The 15,916-nt window shown below is 63.2% G+C and carries 15 protein-coding genes; 12 read left to right on the top strand and 3 right to left on the bottom strand.

Features of this window, described 5'->3' with window-relative positions:
- Positions 1-82 precede the first annotated feature (82 nt).
- A complete protein-coding gene (locus AMK02_RS02550) occupies positions 83-982 on the bottom strand; it encodes a GntR family transcriptional regulator (protein WP_064800534.1) in 900 nt (299 codons plus the stop codon).
- Positions 983-1,218: 236 nt separating this feature from the next.
- Here AMK02_RS02550 and AMK02_RS02545 point away from each other — a divergent pair, with 236 nt between their 5' ends.
- From AMK02_RS02545 to AMK02_RS02515, 7 genes are all read left to right on the top strand, one after another.
- On the top strand, positions 1,219-2,721 hold the full coding sequence (locus AMK02_RS02545; protein ID WP_064800533.1) for a UxaA family hydrolase: 1,503 nt from the start codon (positions 1,219-1,221) through the stop codon (positions 2,719-2,721).
- A gap of 47 nt (positions 2,722-2,768) precedes the next feature.
- Positions 2,769-3,788, top strand: coding sequence for an aldo/keto reductase (locus AMK02_RS02540; RefSeq protein ID WP_064805869.1), 1,020 nt, complete (start codon positions 2,769-2,771; stop codon positions 3,786-3,788).
- Positions 3,789-3,798: 10 nt separating this feature from the next.
- Positions 3,799-4,248 (top strand): RbsD/FucU family protein, encoded by a 450-nt coding sequence (locus tag AMK02_RS02535; protein WP_064800532.1) that lies wholly within the window; start codon positions 3,799-3,801, stop codon positions 4,246-4,248.
- Between the two features lie 205 nt (positions 4,249-4,453).
- On the top strand, positions 4,454-5,443 hold the full coding sequence (locus AMK02_RS02530) for an ABC transporter substrate-binding protein (RefSeq protein WP_064800531.1): 990 nt from the start codon (positions 4,454-4,456) through the stop codon (positions 5,441-5,443).
- A 104-nt stretch (positions 5,444-5,547) separates the two neighbouring features.
- Positions 5,548-7,101, top strand: a complete 1,554-nt coding sequence (locus tag AMK02_RS02525; RefSeq protein WP_064800530.1) for a sugar ABC transporter ATP-binding protein — start codon at positions 5,548-5,550, stop codon at positions 7,099-7,101.
- A gap of 75 nt (positions 7,102-7,176) precedes the next feature.
- Entirely contained in the window at positions 7,177-8,151 is a 975-nt protein-coding gene (locus tag AMK02_RS02520) for an ABC transporter permease (protein WP_003570656.1), read from the top strand.
- A 63-nt stretch (positions 8,152-8,214) separates the two neighbouring features.
- On the top strand, positions 8,215-9,234 hold the full coding sequence (locus tag AMK02_RS02515; protein ID WP_064800529.1) for a zinc-binding alcohol dehydrogenase family protein: 1,020 nt from the start codon (positions 8,215-8,217) through the stop codon (positions 9,232-9,234).
- Between the two features lie 454 nt (positions 9,235-9,688).
- On the opposite strand, the gene AMK02_RS02510 is transcribed toward AMK02_RS02515, so the two are convergent.
- Positions 9,689-10,414 (bottom strand): copper homeostasis protein CutC, encoded by a 726-nt coding sequence (locus AMK02_RS02510; protein ID WP_064800528.1) that lies wholly within the window; start codon positions 10,412-10,414, stop codon positions 9,689-9,691.
- A complete protein-coding gene (locus AMK02_RS02505) occupies positions 10,411-11,640 on the bottom strand; it encodes a LysR family transcriptional regulator (RefSeq protein WP_064800527.1) in 1,230 nt (409 codons plus the stop codon). Before AMK02_RS02505 ends, AMK02_RS02510 begins: the two co-directional genes overlap by 4 nt.
- Here AMK02_RS02505 and AMK02_RS02500 point away from each other — a divergent pair.
- The 5 genes from AMK02_RS02500 (at position 11,608) to AMK02_RS02480 (ending at position 15,880) form a co-directional block, all read left to right on the top strand.
- Positions 11,608-11,874 (top strand): acetyltransferase, encoded by a 267-nt coding sequence (locus tag AMK02_RS02500; protein ID WP_237358324.1) that lies wholly within the window; start codon positions 11,608-11,610, stop codon positions 11,872-11,874. The two genes, AMK02_RS02505 and AMK02_RS02500, sit on opposite strands and share 33 nt — an antisense overlap.
- A gap of 185 nt (positions 11,875-12,059) precedes the next feature.
- The gene (osmF, locus tag AMK02_RS02495; RefSeq protein WP_064800525.1) at positions 12,060-12,968 is read left to right on the top strand and encodes a glycine betaine ABC transporter substrate-binding protein OsmF; all 909 of its coding nucleotides are present in this window, start codon (positions 12,060-12,062) and stop codon (positions 12,966-12,968) included.
- A 58-nt stretch (positions 12,969-13,026) separates the two neighbouring features.
- Positions 13,027-14,193: an ABC transporter permease gene (locus AMK02_RS02490; RefSeq protein ID WP_064800524.1), complete on the top strand. Its 1,167-nt coding sequence runs from the start codon at positions 13,027-13,029 to the stop codon at positions 14,191-14,193.
- Positions 14,190-15,134, top strand: a complete 945-nt coding sequence (locus AMK02_RS02485) for an ABC transporter ATP-binding protein (RefSeq protein ID WP_064800523.1) — start codon at positions 14,190-14,192, stop codon at positions 15,132-15,134. The genes AMK02_RS02490 and AMK02_RS02485 overlap by 4 nt, the downstream gene beginning before the upstream one ends.
- A complete protein-coding gene (locus tag AMK02_RS02480; RefSeq protein ID WP_064800522.1) occupies positions 15,131-15,880 on the top strand; it encodes an ABC transporter permease in 750 nt (249 codons plus the stop codon). The genes AMK02_RS02485 and AMK02_RS02480 overlap by 4 nt, the downstream gene beginning before the upstream one ends.
- Positions 15,881-15,916: the final 36 nt, after the last annotated feature.

Genomic DNA, 15,916 nt, shown 5'->3' with positions numbered 1-15,916 from the left:
ACGGCTTACAAATCAGAAGGTTTCATGGCGCCGGCGCCGACGTAGCGCGCGCATGCAGATGACGTCTGCCGGCATAGGCGGCTCAGGCGTTGTCGCTCATCGTCTGCGGCAGAGACTGCAGCAGGGTCTGGCGAGCGGAGCGCAGGTGGACGCGGCAGGCTTTGCCGATCGCTGCCTGGTCGCCGGATTCCAGTGCGGCGATATAATCCAGATGTTCGTGGATGGCGCGCTCGTTGCGCTCGCGGGCGGCGGTCTTGTTCCACTGGTAGTGATAGTGGAAGATGATGGCGATCGCGTCGTAGAAATCGGCGATGAAGCGGTTCTTCGAAGCGCGGTGGATCAGCAGGTGGAAGCGCTCATCGAGGACGGAGAAGTCCTTGAAACGCTGGTTGATGTCGGCAAGCATGGAAAGATGCTCCTCGCGCATGGCGGCAAGATCGATCCACGCTTGATTGTCCTTGGGAAGCCGGCCGAACTCGGCAGCCGAATGCAGCTCAAACATTTCGCGGACATCGGCAAGCTCGAGCGCGAATTCGCGCGTAAAACCCTTCAGCGTCCAATGGCTGTTCGGCCGCTTTTCGATCAGTCCGAAGCGGGAGAAGCGGATCAGAAATTCGCGCACGCTCGTTGTGCCGGTGCCGATCTCGCGGGCAAGCTCCAGCTCATTGATCTGCATGCCGGGCGCGGCATCGTCGGCAAGGATGCGCCGCATGAAGCTGCGCTCGATGATGTCATGCAGCGAATCCGTCTCTTCGGAGGGAAAGAGGTCGCGGTCGGTGGGCTCGCGCAGCACGATCTTCTGACGTTTGTTCCAGCGGATGATGCCTTCGTCGCTGAGGCGGGTGAGGATGGCGCGCGCGGTGGAACGGCTGACGCCGAGCTGCGCGGCGATCTCCGGTTCCGACGGCAGCGCCGTATCCGTGCGCAGGGCCGCGGCATACCTGTTGTAGGCTTCCTTGAAGACCGTATTCTGCCTTGCCATCAGATCCCCCGCTTTCCGCCCGCGTGCCGGGATTTCCGTTCCGCTTCAACAGCGAAACGGCGCCCGACCGGAGCTTGTTGAAAAAACCATTAGCGTATTTCCGATCGTCTGCGGCGCATTGCCTCCCTCGTCCACAGGATCAATATTCCCGTTGACTTGAAAATGTTTATTGTAGATAAAAAACAAAATCAATCGCATTCGCCGATGCAGCGAGCGTTTCCTTCAGGGAGAAGAGATTGGACAAACAGCCTTGGATCATCCTGTCGGCCGGCGACAATGTCGCGGTCGCAACGTCCGCCATCGCCGAGGGCTCCACGGTTGCCGGCATTGCAGCCCGCCAGAAGATCGAGCCGGGCCACAAGGTGGCGATCGCCGATATTCCGCTCGGCTCCGCCGTGGTGAAATACGGACAGGCGATCGGCCGCACCACCGCCGAGGTCAAGGCCGGCGAGCATGTGCACAGCCATAATCTGCATTTCGAAAACGACCGGCTGGCCGCCACCGCCAATTCGGCGCCGGAGACGGCGACGGCCGAAGACAAGGCGCGCACCTTCATGGGCTATCGCCGCGCCGACGGGCGGGCGGCGACGCGCAACTATATCGGCATCATCGCCAGCGTTAACTGTTCCACCACCGTCTGCCGGGCGATCGCCGACGAGGCGAACCGGACGATCCTGCCGCATTATGACGGCATCGATGGTTTCGTGCCGATCGTGCACGACCAGGGCTGCGGCATGAGCTCGACCGGCGACGGCATGAACGTGCTGCATCGGACGCTGGCCGGCTATACACGGCATGTGAATTTCGGCGGCGTGCTGATGATCGGCCTCGGCTGCGAGGTCAACCAGCTGACGCTGTACGGCCAGAGCGGTGCCGGCGCCTCGAAGCGGCATTTCAACATCCAGGATGCCGGCGGCTCGCGCCGCGCGGTCGAGCGCGCCATGGGCATGCTGCGCGAAATCGCCGCCGATGTCGGCCGGGAAAAGCGCGTGCCGATCCTGATCGGCGAGATCATCATCGGCCTGCAATGCGGCGGCTCGGACGGCTTTTCCGGCATCACCGCCAATCCGGCGCTGGGTGTGGCAGCCGATCTGCTGGCTGCGGCCGGCGGCACGGCGATCCTGTCGGAAACCTCGGAAATCTATGGCGCCGAACATCTGCTGCGCAGCCGCGCCGTCAGCGACGACGTGGCGAAAAAACTCGACGAGAAAATCGCCTGGTGGGAAGAGTATGTGGCGCTGCACGGCGCCTCGCTCGACAACAACCCCTCGCCCGGCAACAAGCGCGGCGGTCTCACCACCATCCTGGAAAAGTCGCTCGGCGCGGTTGCCAAGGGTGGCCGCTCGCCGCTGACGGCGGTCTATGGCTATGCTGAGCGGGTGACAGCCCCCGGCCTGGTCTTCATGGATACCCCCGGCTATGACCCGGTCTCGGCGACCGGCCAGGTGGCCGGCGGGGCCAACATGATCGCCTTTACGACAGGGCGCGGCAGCTGCTTCGGCTGCCGGCCGGCGCCGTCGCTGAAGCTTTCGAGCAATTCGGCTCTCTACGCCTCGATGGAAGAGGACATGGACATCGATTGCGGCACGATCGCCACGGGTGATGCGACGATCAGCGGCAAGGGCCGCGAGATCTTCGAGCTGATCGTCGACACGGCCTCCGGCAAGAAGACCAAGAGCGAGATCTTCGGTTACGGCGATAACGAATTCGTGCCTTGGCATCTCGGCGCAACGCTCTAGATTTCGATGCTAAGCTTTTGTTTTTATGCAATTCCCGAGGGGGCATGATGAAGACGAGACGGATCGGCAAGACCGGGCTTCAGGTGACCGAGATCAGCTACGGCGCAGCTCCCCTCGGCGGCCTCTACCGCGCATGCCCGCGTGAGCAGGCGATGGAAACGCTGCAGGCCGCCTGGGACAGCGGCATCCGCTATTTCGACGTCGCGCCCTGGTATGGGCTCGGCCTTGCCGAACGGCGCGTCGGCGATTTCCTGCGCGACCAGCCGGACGGCGCTTACGTGCTGTCCACCAAGGTCGGCCGGCTGCTTCGGCCGGTGCCGACGGGGACGGTGCCGGATTACAGCTATGTCGATCCGCTCTCCTTCGATGCCGATTACGACTACTCCTATGACGGCATCATGCGCTCGGTCGAGTTCAGCTATGCCCGTCTCGGCCTCAACCGCATCGATATTCTCTATGTGCACGATATCGGCGTCTATACGCATGGGGCGGCAAAGAACGCGGTCTATCAGAAGCAGCTGCTCGATTCGGGCGTGAAGGCGTTGGAAGAGCTGAAGTCTTCCGGGGCGATCTCCGCCTTCGGCCTCGGCGTCAACGAAGTGCCCGTCTGCCTCGACGTCATGCGCAATGCCGATCTCGACTGCATTCTGCTTGCCGGCCGCTACACGCTGCTCGACCGCTCCGCAGTGGAGGAACTCCTGCCGCTCTGCCGGCAGAAGGGCACCTCGCTCGTCGTCGGCGGCGTCTTCAACTCCGGCATTCTCGCCACCGGTCCGGTGCCGGGCTCGCATTTCGACTATATGCCGGCCGATGCGGACGTGCTTGCCAAGGTCGGCGCCATGGAGGCGATCGCCAAGCGTCACGGCGTGCCGCTCGCGGCCGCCGCCATGCAGTTTCCGCTGCGCGATCCCCTCGTCGCCTCGGTGCTGATCGGCACCGCCAAGCCGTCGAGCCTGACCCGCAACATGGAAATCGTCGAGCCGCCGCTGCCCGATAGCATCTACAGCGAATTTGAGCCCTATACGCTCGTCGCGCCGCCGCTCGGCGCCGACGCGGTCAGAGTCTGAAGGAGACGTTATGCTCAAGGGTATTCATCCCCTGCTTGGTCCCGACCTGCTCCATGCGCTGAAGACCATGGGGCACGGCGACGACATCGTCATAGCGGACGCCAATTTTCCCTCGGGCTCGATGGGCCCGCCGGTCATCCGCGCCGACGGCGTCAGCGCCACCGACATGGCCGAGGCCATCCTGACCCATATGCCGCTCGACACCTTCGTGCCGGAAACGGCATGGCGGATGGAGGTGGTCGGCGATCCCCAGGCCGTGCCCGAGGTTTGCGCCGAATTCCAGCAGATCGTCTCGCGACGCGCCGGCGATTTTTCCATCGTCTCGGTGGAGCGTTTTGCCTTCTACGCGATGGCGCGCAAGGCCGCCTATATTGTCGCGACCTCGGAATTCCGGCTGTACGGCAACCTGATTTTGAAAAAGGGCGTCGTGCATCCCCATGAGGTTGAGTTCGGCCGATAGCTATTTTAGGTTATCGTGGTATTGAAATAAAATCAGTAGCTTGGGAGGAGTTTTCCGGAGTAAAAAAGCGCAACTGATGCCCTTGCATTTTGATTGCGCCTCGGCTAGCTTCTGCCTGCAAATGTTTTTTATCGATAAAAACCCTCCGCCAGCGTTCAGCGGTCCGGTTTAATGGAGGAGAACGCATCCTGAGAGGAGAACCTTTATGAGCATCGTGAAATCCCTTCTGTCGCGTCGCGCCTTTACCGCGCTCGCGGGTGCCGCCGTCATCGCCACGGCGATGCCGGTCACGTCCTTTGCCGCCGATGTGACGATCCCGATCATCGTCAAGGACACGACGTCCTTCTACTGGCAGATCGTTCTGGCCGGCGCTCGCAAGGCGGGAAAGGATCTCGGCGTCAACGTGCCGGAACTCGGCGCCCAGGCAGAATCCGACATCAACGGCCAGATCAGCATTCTGGAGAACGCCGTCGCCGGCAAGCCGGCCGCCATCGTCATTTCGCCGACCGAATTCAAGGCGCTCGGCAAGCCGATCGATGAAGCCGCCAAGTCGGTTCCGATCATCGGCATCGATTCGGGCGCCGACTCCAAGGCTTTCAAGTCGTTCCTGACGACCGACAACGTCCAGGGCGGCCGCATCGCCGCCGACGGCCTTGCCGCTGCCATCAAGGAGATGACGGGCAAGGAAGAAGGCGACATCGTCATCCTGACCAATCTTCCCGGCGTCGGCTCGCTGGAGCAGCGCCGCGAAGGCTTCCTGGATCAGATCAAGACCAAGCATCCCGGCCTGAAGGTCATCGCCGACAAATATGGCGACGGCCAGGCGACGACCGGCCTCAACATGATGACTGACCTGATCACCGCCAACCCGAAGCTCGTCGGCGTCTTCGCCTCGAACCTCATCCTGGCGCAGGGCGTTGGCCAGGCGATCGCCGAAAACAAGCTCGGCGACAAGATCAAGGTGATCGGCTTCGACAGCGACGACAAGACGGTCGGCTTCCTCAAGGATGGCGCCATTGCCGGCCTCGTCGTTCAGGACCCCTATCGCATGGGCTATGACGGCATCAAGACCGCGCTTGCCGTCTCCAAGGGCGAGAAGGTTCCGGAAAATGTTGATACCGGCGCCAACCTCGTGACCAAGGCTAATATGGCCGATCCGAAGATCGATGCGCTGCTGAACCCGAAGATCAAGTAATAGAACAAGATGGCCGCGCCGGCTCAAAAACCGGCGCGGCTTTTTTCATCCATGGTATGATTCACCCGGGATAAAGCGAGAGACGACAAGAGGAGGAGAGGTCCATGATCGGACTGGAAGAGGTCAGTCATCGCCATGATGACAGCGCCACGCTGAAAGAAGCCAATCGCATTCCCACCGGGTCGCCTATCCTCGAACTCAAAGGCCTGCAGAAGAATTACGGTCATGTGCAGGCGCTGAAACCGGCGACGCTGACCTTCCTGGCGGGAGAGATCCACGCCATCGTCGGCGAAAACGGCGCCGGCAAATCCACTCTGATCAAATTGCTCACCGGCGTCATCACCCGCACGGCCGGCGAGGTGTTGTGGTGCGGTCACCCGGTGGGGCTGTCGACGCCGAACGAGGCGATCGCCCGCGGCATCAACGCCGTCCACCAGGAAGTGGTGCTCTGCCCACACCTGACAGTCGCCGCCAATCTCTTCCTCGGCGACGAGGTCAACCGCTACGGCCTGATGCGCAAGAAGCAGATGGAGAAGATGGGCCAGGCCGTGCTCGACGATCTCGGCTTCGGCCTGCCGGCCGGCGCGCTTCTCAGTTCGCTGACGATCGGCCAGCAGCAGCTGGTGGCAACGGCGCGCGCGGCGATGCGCGGCACGCAGTTCCTGATCTTCGACGAACCCACCGCCTATCTCACCCGCCAGGAATCGGCGCAGCTTTTCAAGCTGATCCGCCGCCTGCAGGGCGAAGGCGTCACGATCGTCTATATCAGCCATCGCATGGAGGAGGTCTTCGAACTGGCCGACCGTGTCTCAGTGCTGCGCGACGGCACGCATGTCGGCACCCGGCTGATCGGCGAGACCAACGATGCCGAGCTGATCGCTTTGATGATCAACCGCTCGATCGAGCAGATCTACCATAAGGAAGAGATCGCCTTCGGCGAGACGATCGTCGAGGTCAAAGGGCTTTCGGGTCCGGGCTTCGAGGACGTGTCGCTCAGCGTCAAATCAGGACAGATCGTCGGCCTCTATGGCCTGATCGGTGCCGGACGTAGCGAATTTGCGCTCGGCCTTTATGGGCGCCAGCCGACAAGCGCCGGCGAAATCCACTGGATGGGCAAGCGCGTCGACATCCGGAACGAACGCACCGCGATGGAGCTCGGTATTGCTCTGGCGCCGGAAAGCCGGCGCGACCAGGGGCTCTGCCTCAATCAGTCGATCGGCCTCAATATCAACCTGCCGGTCTTCGGGCGCCTCAGCCACGGGCCGGTCATCAACCATGCGCGGGAATCGGCGAATGCCGACAATCAGATCCGCAATCTCAGCATTAAGACGCCGAGCCGGCGCGTTCCGGCCTCCAGCATGTCGGGCGGTAACCAGCAGAAGATCGTCATTGGCAAGTGGCTGAGCCACGGCGCCAGGCTGTTCATCTTCGACGAACCCACAGTCGGCGTCGACGTCGGCACCAAGGCTGAGATCTACCGGCTGTTCGCCAAGCTTCTGAAGGAGGGCGCCGGCATCATCCTGATCTCCTCCTATCTGCCCGAGGTCTACGAATTGGCCGACCGGCTGCACGTCTTCCGCGGCGGCAGGATCGTCGCCAGCCATGATTATCACGCGGCGACGCATGAAGAAGTGCTCAGCGAAGCGATCGGCGTCTGAGCACGAGACAACAAAGAGATAGAGCATTTCCGCGGTTCGGAAAAAAACGGAAAGGCTCTAAGAGGGAGAAAATTCATGACTGCCACCCCCACCGAAATCGTCGCGCCGCCGCCGCGCCGGAAAATGAACATCCTGTTCGGCCTGACGCTGATCGGGCTCTTGATCTTCCTCTGGGTCGTGCTTGGGCTGGTCACCCCGAGCTTCTGGACGCCGCTCAACATCTCGAACCTGCTGCGTCAGGGGGCGATGACGGCGATTCTGGCGCTCGGCCAGACCTTCGTCATTATCACCGCCGGCATCGATCTGTCGGTCGGCGCCATCGTCGGCTTCTGCACCGTCATCATCGCCTGGCTCCTGCAGGCCGGCGTGCCGCTCTGGGGCGCTATCGTGCTGACGCTCGCCATCGGTGTGGCGATCGGCGCCTTCCACGGCTTCGGCATCGTGCATATGGGCCTGCCGCCGTTCATCATCACGCTGGCAACGCTGACGTCGCTACGCGGCATCGGCCTGCTGATCACCAACGGCTCGACGATCAGCATCACCGACGAGAGTTTCAGCAATTTCGCGCGGGCCGATTTCCTCAGCATTCCGAGCCTGTTCTGGATGGTCATCCTGGTGGCGGTGCCTTCCTTCGTCTTCCTGCATTTGAGCCGCTGGGGCCGCTATCTCTTCGCGGTCGGCTCGAATGCGGAAGCGGCGCGCCTTTCCGGCGTCAACGTCAAGGGCATGATCTATCTCGCTTATATCCTCTCGGCCGGCTTTGCCGCCTTCGTCGGCGTGCTGCTCGCCTCGCGCATCGCAATCGGCAACGCGACACAGGCCGACGGCTGGGAACTGCAGGCGATCGCCTCCTCCGTTATCGGCGGCACCAGCCTGTTCGGGGCGGTCGGCTCCGTGCACGGCCCGTTGATCGGCGCCTTCATTCTCGCCACCATCAACAACGGCGCCAACCTTCTGAACGTCAATTCCTTCTGGCAGCGCATCATCACCGGTCTGTTGATCATCGTGATCGTGTTCTTCGACCAGCTGCGCCGCCGCAAGAGCAATTGAAAAACACAGAGAAGCCGGTCGGACAGGCCGGCTTCTTCAATTTCCAGGAATGCGAGACCTGTCATGAAAGCAGTTGTTTGTCGTGAGCCCGGCGTGCTCGAGATCGTCGAGCGGCCATCTCCCGCCGCACCGGCGCCCGGCTGGGTGCGGCTCGCCGTCAGCCATGTCGGCATCTGCGGCACGGATTATCATATCTTCGAGGGCAAGCACCCTTTCCTCGAATATCCCCGGGTGATGGGGCACGAGATCTCGGCGACCATCATCGAAGCCGGTGAGGGGGTAACGCTTGCGGCCGGCACACCTGTTATCGTCAACCCCTATCTCTCCTGCGGCCAATGTGTCGCCTGCATCAAGGGCAAGCCGAATTGCTGCACCAACATCAAGGTGCTCGGTGTCCATACCGACGGCGCCTTCTGCGAGGAGATCTCGGTTCCGGCAGGCAATCTCTATCCCGCCAAGGGCCTCAGCCTGGAGGCGGCGGCGACGACGGAATTTCTGGCGATCGGCGCCCATGCGGTGCGCCGCTCGCTGGCCGGCGCCGGCCAGCGCGCACTCGTCATCGGCGCCGGGCCGATCGGCCTCGGCGCGGCGATCTTTTCGCGCATTGCCGGTCACGAGGTGACGCTGCTCGATACCAGTGTCGAACGGCTGCAGATGGCCGCGGAACGGTTTGGTTTTGCCTCAGGCATCGTTGCCGATGCGAAAACCGCAGATGTCGTGCGGGAAAAAACCGATGGCGATGGTTTCGACGTGGTCTTCGACGCGACCGGTTACGGCCCTTCGATGGAGAAAGCCTTCTCCTTCGTCGCCCATGGCGGCGCACTGGTGCTGGTCAGCGTCGTCAAGGACGATATTCGCTTCTCCGACCCGGAATTCCACAAGCGCGAAATGATGCTGATCGGCAGCCGCAACGCCACCCGCGCCGATTTCGAACATGTGGCGGATTCGATCGCCAAGGGCCTGGTGCCGGTGGACAAGCTGATCACCCATCGCACGACGCTTGCCGATGCGCCGCGCGATCTCGCCACCTGGGCGCATGAGAAGAGCGGGCTGATCAAGGCGGTGATCCGGGTTGGGGGTTAGAGGAATTGCCGGGGGTCGAGCCAGTGGTCTCGACCCGTTCTTCCGACCCCGCGAATTTCCCCTGCGAGAAGTGAGCGAGGAACAGAGAGGCTGCCGCAAATCTCTTCTCCCCGAGGGGAGGAGAGGGATTCGAGAGGTCGCGGCATCCCCTTCTTCCCCAGGCGTTCGCGTCACCAGCAGCCGCTAGAGCTTTTCCGGGTTAGCTTGAAGCATTCTGCCGGAGCAGGGTTTCGTCAGGGCAGAGGCGATTGGCGATGGGCATACCTCCAGGTACGTCCGAGCCGATCGCCTCTGATCCTGGCGGAAAGATGCCCGGCCCTTCGGGTTGGCTGAAACGGGCCGGCTGATCGACCGGCCGGCTTGGCCGTAGAGCTGGGCTACGACGCGCGCCGGCCGGTCGACCATCCGACTCCGTTTGAGCCAACAGAATGCTTCAATCTAACCCGGAAAAGCTCTAACCCGCAGCCGCAATCACTCTGCGCATCTCCCTGACCACCGCAACATCCGTCTTATTCGTACTCTTCGCCTCGAAACCGAAGGCAACCGCACGGGGGTCGGCGCTTTCGACCGGTGAGCTGCAGGATCCATGCACCTCGCGGGCGCCGGTCGCCTGCAAGATCGCCCCGGCATTGGCCGGGCGGATGCCGCTGCCGGGCATGATGGAGATGCGGCCGGCCGCTTTGGCCGAGAGGCGTTTCAGCGTTTCGATGCCGTCTGCGGCCTTCAGCGCGCAGCCGGAGGTCAGGATGCGCTCAAAGCCGAGCTCGACCGCCTGCTCCAGCGCCTGGTCGGCATCCGGCACCAGATCGAAAGCCCGGTGCAGCGTCGAGCCGAGGCCTGATGCATGCGCCTTCAGGCGGCGGACCAACGGCACGTCGAGCGTGCCGTCCGGCCGGTTGGCGCCGATGACGACACCGGCGAGGCCTGTGGCACGCACGGAATCGATATCGAGCATCATCGCTTCTTCGTCCGTCCTGCCGAAGATGAAGGGGCCGGCATGCGGGCGGATCATCGCATAGATTGGGATGGGTGCGCGGGCGGCGATCTTCATCAGGCTCGACAGCGGCGTCAGGCCGCCGAGCTCCAGTGCCGAGCAGAGTTCGATGCGGCCGGCGCCGCCCTCGATTGCGGCAGCAAGGCCTTCGGCGCTGTCGACGCAGACCTCAAGTAAAATCGTCATACTGCGCTCTCCCTAACGCTATTGGTATGCGCGACAGATTCCGACGTAATCCTCGCCGCCGCTTCGATGATGACGGCACAGGCATCGGCGGCGGCTTTGCGATGGTTGAAGGCGACGTGATAGGACATCGGCAGATGCTCGTCGAGATCGACGATACGCACCTTGTCGGCGATCGGCACGGCGCTGACACGGCCGAGGAAGGAGACGTAACCGTGATTGGCGACGAGGTCGACGATCACGGGCAGCGAATCCGCCGCGGTGATATCGCGGCTGCGCAAGCGCCGATCGGGTGCGCGCTCGTGGCTGAAGGCCATGGCCGCATGGCCAAGGCCGGTGCGCGGGCTCGGCATGCAGATCGCATGACCGGCGACCAGATCGGCGACCGTCGTCTCCGTGCTCTGCGGCGGGGCGATCACCACCATGTCGGTCTGCAGCAGTTTGCGGTGGCGGAAGTCATCCAGCCCGAAGACCGAATCCAGGATCGCCACATCGATGCGGCCGCTCTTCAGCGCCTCGCGCAGATCGTCGGCGGTCATCGAGACCAGCGAGATCGCATTGTTGCTGCGGCGCGCATTCCATTCGGAGACCAGCAGGCCGAGACAGCGCGCCACCCAGCTTTCCGATCCGGTCGGAATGATCGAGCCGATGCGCAGCGACCGCGCGGTGCGGCGATAGCGCTCGTCGGCGGCCGATTTCAGATCGTTCCACGCCTGGCTGATCGCCATGAAGATCTGGTAGGCGCGCCTGCCCTCCTCCGTCAGCACCGAGCCCTGCGCCTGCCGTTCGAACAGGCGGCGGCCGAGAAATTTTTCAAGATTGGCAAGCTGCAGCGAAAGCTGCGGCTGACCGAGATGCAGGCGGCGGGCGGCGCGGTTGATGCTGCCCTGGTCGGCGACCTCGAGGAACCGCTCGATCGCGCCGATCTTGACGGGAATGCGGGCGGCCCAGGCCTCATCGATCCCGCCGGCGCCGACTTGGCCGGCGAATAGGCAGAGTTCGCCGATCGCGACCGTGATCGGCTCCAGGCCTTCGAGCACGCCGGCGCTTGCGATCAGCGTCACCAGCTCGCCGGAGGCGCGTTCCGTCAGCTTCATCGCCAGCTCGGTCTCGGCATTGCGGATGGCCGCAGACACGGTGGAGGGCGACAGCTGGAAGCGGCGCGCGGTCTCGCGGACCGAAGCCGAGGTCAGGACGTGACGGATGATGAACAGGGCGCCGAGATGCAAAGGCTGGCTCCGGAAAGCGCTTTAAAAACCGGACGATATGATGTGTTCGCGAAAAAAGATATCCCTGCCTCGACAGAGCCGGGCTATCGTCGCCGTCATAAAGATCCGGGCGGCGGTTATCCGCAGAAGAGCACCGGAACCATCGTGGAAACACGCAAGGGAACAAAAACAAATCGCGCCGACCGTGGAAAAGGGAATGCCTTTCCGCGCGCCGAGCCGCGTTCGCCGCCATAATCTCGGGCGCGAGCGCAAATACTGGAGGGGGCTTGCATCGATTTTTCGAACGTGCACGCTATTTCCATGACGCACGCAATTCCGGCATGATGGCGGCCTTGTCGCCTTCGCCGGCGGATTTCCTGCGCATACGCCTCCCGCCGGGGGCTTGCGCCACGTCAATGGTGTTAAAACAGGGGATATTCATGCTGAAGAAACTCGCACTTGCCGTCTCGCTCTCCGCCTTCGCGGCGGGTGCGGTTCAGGCCGCAGACGTCGTCGTCTCGTCGAAAATCGATACGGAAGGCACGCTGCTCGGCAACGTCATCGCACTGGCGCTCGAAGCAAACGGCATCAAGACGCAGGACCGTATCGCGCTCGGTGCCACACCCGTGGTGCGCAAGGCGATCACCGCAGGCGAAATCGATATTTATCCGGAATATACCGGCAATGCCGGCTTCTTCTTCAACAAGGCCGACGACGCGGCCTGGAAGAACAACGACCAGGGATATGAGCTGGCGAAGAAGCTCGATTACGACGCCAACAAGATCGTCTGGCTGACGCCGTCGCCGGCCAACAACACCTGGGCGCTTGCCGTGCGCAACGACGTCGCCAGCCCGAACAAGCTGAAGACCATGTCCGATTTCGGCAAGTGGGTTGCCGGCGGCGGCACCGCCAAGCTTGCGGCATCCGCCGAATTCGTCAATTCGGCCGGCGCGCTTCCCGCCTTCCAGACGACCTACGGCTTCCAGCTGAAGCCCGATCAGATGGTCGTTCTCTCCGGCGGCGACACGGCGGCGACGATCAAGGCGGCGGCCGACCAGACGAACGGCGTCAACACCGCCATGGTCTACGGCACCGACGGCGCGATCGAAGCGGCCGAACTCACCGTTCTCGAAGACGACAAGGGTGTGCAGCAGGTCTATGCGCCGACCCCGATCATCCGCGAAGAGGTTCTGAAGGCCAATCCGAAGATCGAGGAAATCCTCTCGCCGATCTTCAAGAGCCTCAGCGCCGACGAGCTGCGCAAGCTCAATGCCAAGATCCAGGTCGACGGCGAGCCGGCAAAGTCCGTCGCCGAGGCCTATCTCAAGGAAAAGGGCTTCCTGAAGTAATCATCGCCCGCTCCGCCCGGCAGCGGGCGGAGCGTCCTTTCCCCATAAGGTTGGATCGATGGACGAAACCTCAGCGGTGCGCAGGCTGGACCGGCTCGGCGTGGTTCTGGTGGCCGGCGGCATTGCGGCCACCGCACTGATGCCCTTCATCTACGTCAAGGCAAACCGTATCGCCGCCGGCAAGCCGATGTTGCTCACCCAGCTCCTTCCTCAGCCTTCCGTCGTCATCCTCACTACCCTTCTCATCCTGACCGCCCTCGCCACTTTGTTTCTCCGAAACGCCATCGTGCGGCTTGTCATTGCCACCCTTTGCCTTGCCGCTCTGATCGCCGCGATCGGCCTGGTCTCGACTGCGGCGACGCCGCCCGGCAGCACGGTGGCGCGCATGACACCCGGCGGCGGTTTCTGGGTGCTGTTTGCGGTGATCGGGCTCATCATATCGGATGCGCTGGTCAAGATCCGACTGGCACCGTGGATGCGGGTGGTGGCGCTTGCGGGTTACACGACGCTGCTCTTCGTCTTCCTCTTCTCCGGCCTGCTCGACAGCCTATCGATCATGAAGGAATTCTCGACGCGGGCCGCCCAGTTCGAGACGGAAGCATTTTCGCATCTGCTGCTGGCGCTCGGCTCCCTTGCCATCGCCATCGTCCTCGGCCTGCCGCTCGGCATCCTGTGCTTCTGGGTGCCGCGGCTGCGCGCCGTCGTACTGCAAGGTTTGAGCCTCATCCAGACGATCCCGAGCCTGGCGCTGTTCGGCCTGCTGATGCTGCCGCTCGGCTATCTCGCCACCCATGTGCCGCTTGCCGCCGCGATCGGCATTCGCGGCATCGGCACGGCGCCTGCCTTGATTGCACTCGTGCTCTATTCGCTGCTGCCGATCGTTGCCAATACCGTCGTCGGCCTGCAGGGCGTCGACCCCTCGGTGCGCGATGCGGCGGCCGGCATGGGGCTGACGCGCCGGCAGATCCTCGCCGGTATCGACATGCCGCTCGCCTTTCCAGTCATCCTCACCGGCATCCGCATCGTGCTGGTGCAGGCGATCGGCATGGTGACGATCGCCGCGCTGATCGGCGGCGGCGGCTTCGGCATCTTCATCTTCCAGGGGCTCGGCCAGACGGCGATGGACCTCGTCCTGCTCGGCGCCGTGCCGACCGTGTTCTTCGCCTTCTCATCGGCCGTCATCCTCGATGCGGTCATCGACAGCATCCGGGGACCTGCCGCATGAGCATGATCGAGATCAACAACGTCACCAAGCGCTATGGTGCTGCCACCGTCGTCGACAAAGTCTCGATGAAGGTCGACAAAGGCGAGATCACCGTCATCGTCGGCACATCGGGCTCGGGAAAATCGACGCTGATGCGGATGATCAACCGGCTGGTGCCGATCAGCGAGGGCCAGATCTCCGTCGGCGGCCAGAATGTGATGGATGTCGAGGTGACCGAGCTCCGCCGCCGGATCGGTTATGCAATCCAGGGGCACGGGCTGTTTCCGCACCGGACCGTGGCGCAGAATATCGCCACCGTCCCGCAGCTGCTCGAATGGGATTCCAGACGCATCGCCGCCCGCGTCGAGGAGCTGCTCGGGCTTTTCAATCTCGATCCGGCTGATTTCGCCGACAAATATCCGCACCAGCTTTCCGGCGGCCAGCAGCAGCGTGTCGGCGTCGCCAGGGCGCTGGCGGCCGAACCGGAACTGCTGCTGATGGACGAACCCTTCGGCGCGCTCGATCCGGTCATCCGCGGCAAGGCGCAGGACGACCTGCTGGCGATCCAGAAGCAGTTCGGCACCACCATCATTCTCGTCACCCACGATATGGACGAGGCTTTCCATCTCGGCAATCAGATCGCGGTGATGAGCCAGGGCCGATTGCTGCAATGCTCGACGCCGGAAAAGATCCTAACCGAACCGGCCGATCCCTTTGTGCAGCAACTGACCGGCACCTCCGACCGGGCGCTGAAGCTGCTGTCGCTGCTGCCGCTGAAGGAAAGCATGCAGCCGGCCAAGAGCGGGCTCGCCTATGCCCTGCCGCAGTCCCTCAGCCTGCGCGACGCGCTCGCCGAAATGATCTGGCAGGGGGTCGATGAGGCGGCGGTGCAGGATAGCGAGAAGGCGCCGGTCGGTTCGATCTCGATGGCGCGGCTGCTTGAACTGGGCCGCAAGGCATGAAACTCCTCGTCGCCAATTTCTTTCGACTGGCGGCACTCGCCCTGCTGCTGATCCTGCTGTTCAGGACCGAGTGGCTTTCCTTCCTGCTCGTGCCGCTGACGAGCAACAATGCGCCCGCCGTCTATACGCAGAACAGCCTTGCCTCGCTCGCGCTCGGGCATCTGCAGCTCGTCGTCGGCTCGATCGCCTGCAGCGCCGTGCTCGCCGTTCTCGGTGGCATCTTCGTGACGCGGAAAAGCGGCGCCGATTTTCTGCCGCTGTCACGTGCCATCGCCAATGCCGGGCAGACCTTTCCCCCGGTCGCCGTGCTGGCGCTTGCCGTGCCCGCCACCGGCTTCGGCGCCATGCCGACGCTGATTGCTTTGTTTCTCTACGGTCTGCTGCCGATCTTCGAAAACACCGTCGCCGGTCTGAAGCAGGTGTCGCCGCAGGTGCTCGACGCCGCCGACGGCATGGGCATGAACGGCACGCAACGGCTCACGCGCGTCGAGCTGCCGCTTGCCCTGCCGCTGATCCTCGAAGGGCTGAAGGTCGCGACCGTCATCAATATCGGCACGGCGACGATCGGCTCGACGGTGGCGGCCAAGGGCCTCGGCGAGGTGATCATCGCCGGGCTGATATCGGACAATACCGCCTTCATCCTGCAGGGCGGACTGATCGTCGGCCTGATGGCGGTGCTGATCTATGACGCGATGGGTCTGATCGAAAGCGCGATCACGCGAAGAATCGGCTTGCGCGCGGCTTAAGAGGACCGCTACCAAGGCTGGCGTGATCGAAGCAAT

This window comes from Rhizobium sp. N731, assembly GCF_001664145.1.
Taxonomy (GTDB): domain Bacteria; phylum Pseudomonadota; class Alphaproteobacteria; order Rhizobiales; family Rhizobiaceae; genus Rhizobium; species Rhizobium esperanzae.
This window is presented reverse-complemented; position numbering and strand designations above follow the sequence as displayed.

Bases quoted from the DNA above. Each gene is read 5' to 3' on its own strand.
- AMK02_RS02550 (WP_064800534.1), bottom strand. From the start codon at position 982: ATGGCAAGGCAGAATACGGTCTTCAAGGAAGCCTACAACAGGTATGCC.
- AMK02_RS02540 (WP_064805869.1), top strand. From the start codon at position 2,769: ATGAAGACGAGACGGATCGGCAAGACCGGGCTTCAGGTGACCGAGATC.
- AMK02_RS02535 (WP_064800532.1), top strand. From the start codon at position 3,799: ATGCTCAAGGGTATTCATCCCCTGCTTGGTCCCGACCTGCTCCATGCG.
- AMK02_RS02530 (WP_064800531.1), top strand. From the start codon at position 4,454: ATGAGCATCGTGAAATCCCTTCTGTCGCGTCGCGCCTTTACCGCGCTC.
- AMK02_RS02525 (WP_064800530.1), top strand. From the start codon at position 5,548: ATGATCGGACTGGAAGAGGTCAGTCATCGCCATGATGACAGCGCCACG.
- AMK02_RS02520 (WP_003570656.1), top strand. From the start codon at position 7,177: ATGACTGCCACCCCCACCGAAATCGTCGCGCCGCCGCCGCGCCGGAAA.
- AMK02_RS02515 (WP_064800529.1), top strand. From the start codon at position 8,215: ATGAAAGCAGTTGTTTGTCGTGAGCCCGGCGTGCTCGAGATCGTCGAG.
- AMK02_RS02510 (WP_064800528.1), bottom strand. From the start codon at position 10,414: ATGACGATTTTACTTGAGGTCTGCGTCGACAGCGCCGAAGGCCTTGCT.
- osmF (WP_064800525.1), top strand. From the start codon at position 12,060: ATGCTGAAGAAACTCGCACTTGCCGTCTCGCTCTCCGCCTTCGCGGCG.
- AMK02_RS02490 (WP_064800524.1), top strand. From the start codon at position 13,027: ATGGACGAAACCTCAGCGGTGCGCAGGCTGGACCGGCTCGGCGTGGTT.
- AMK02_RS02485 (WP_064800523.1), top strand. From the start codon at position 14,190: ATGAGCATGATCGAGATCAACAACGTCACCAAGCGCTATGGTGCTGCC.
- AMK02_RS02480 (WP_064800522.1), top strand. From the start codon at position 15,131: ATGAAACTCCTCGTCGCCAATTTCTTTCGACTGGCGGCACTCGCCCTG.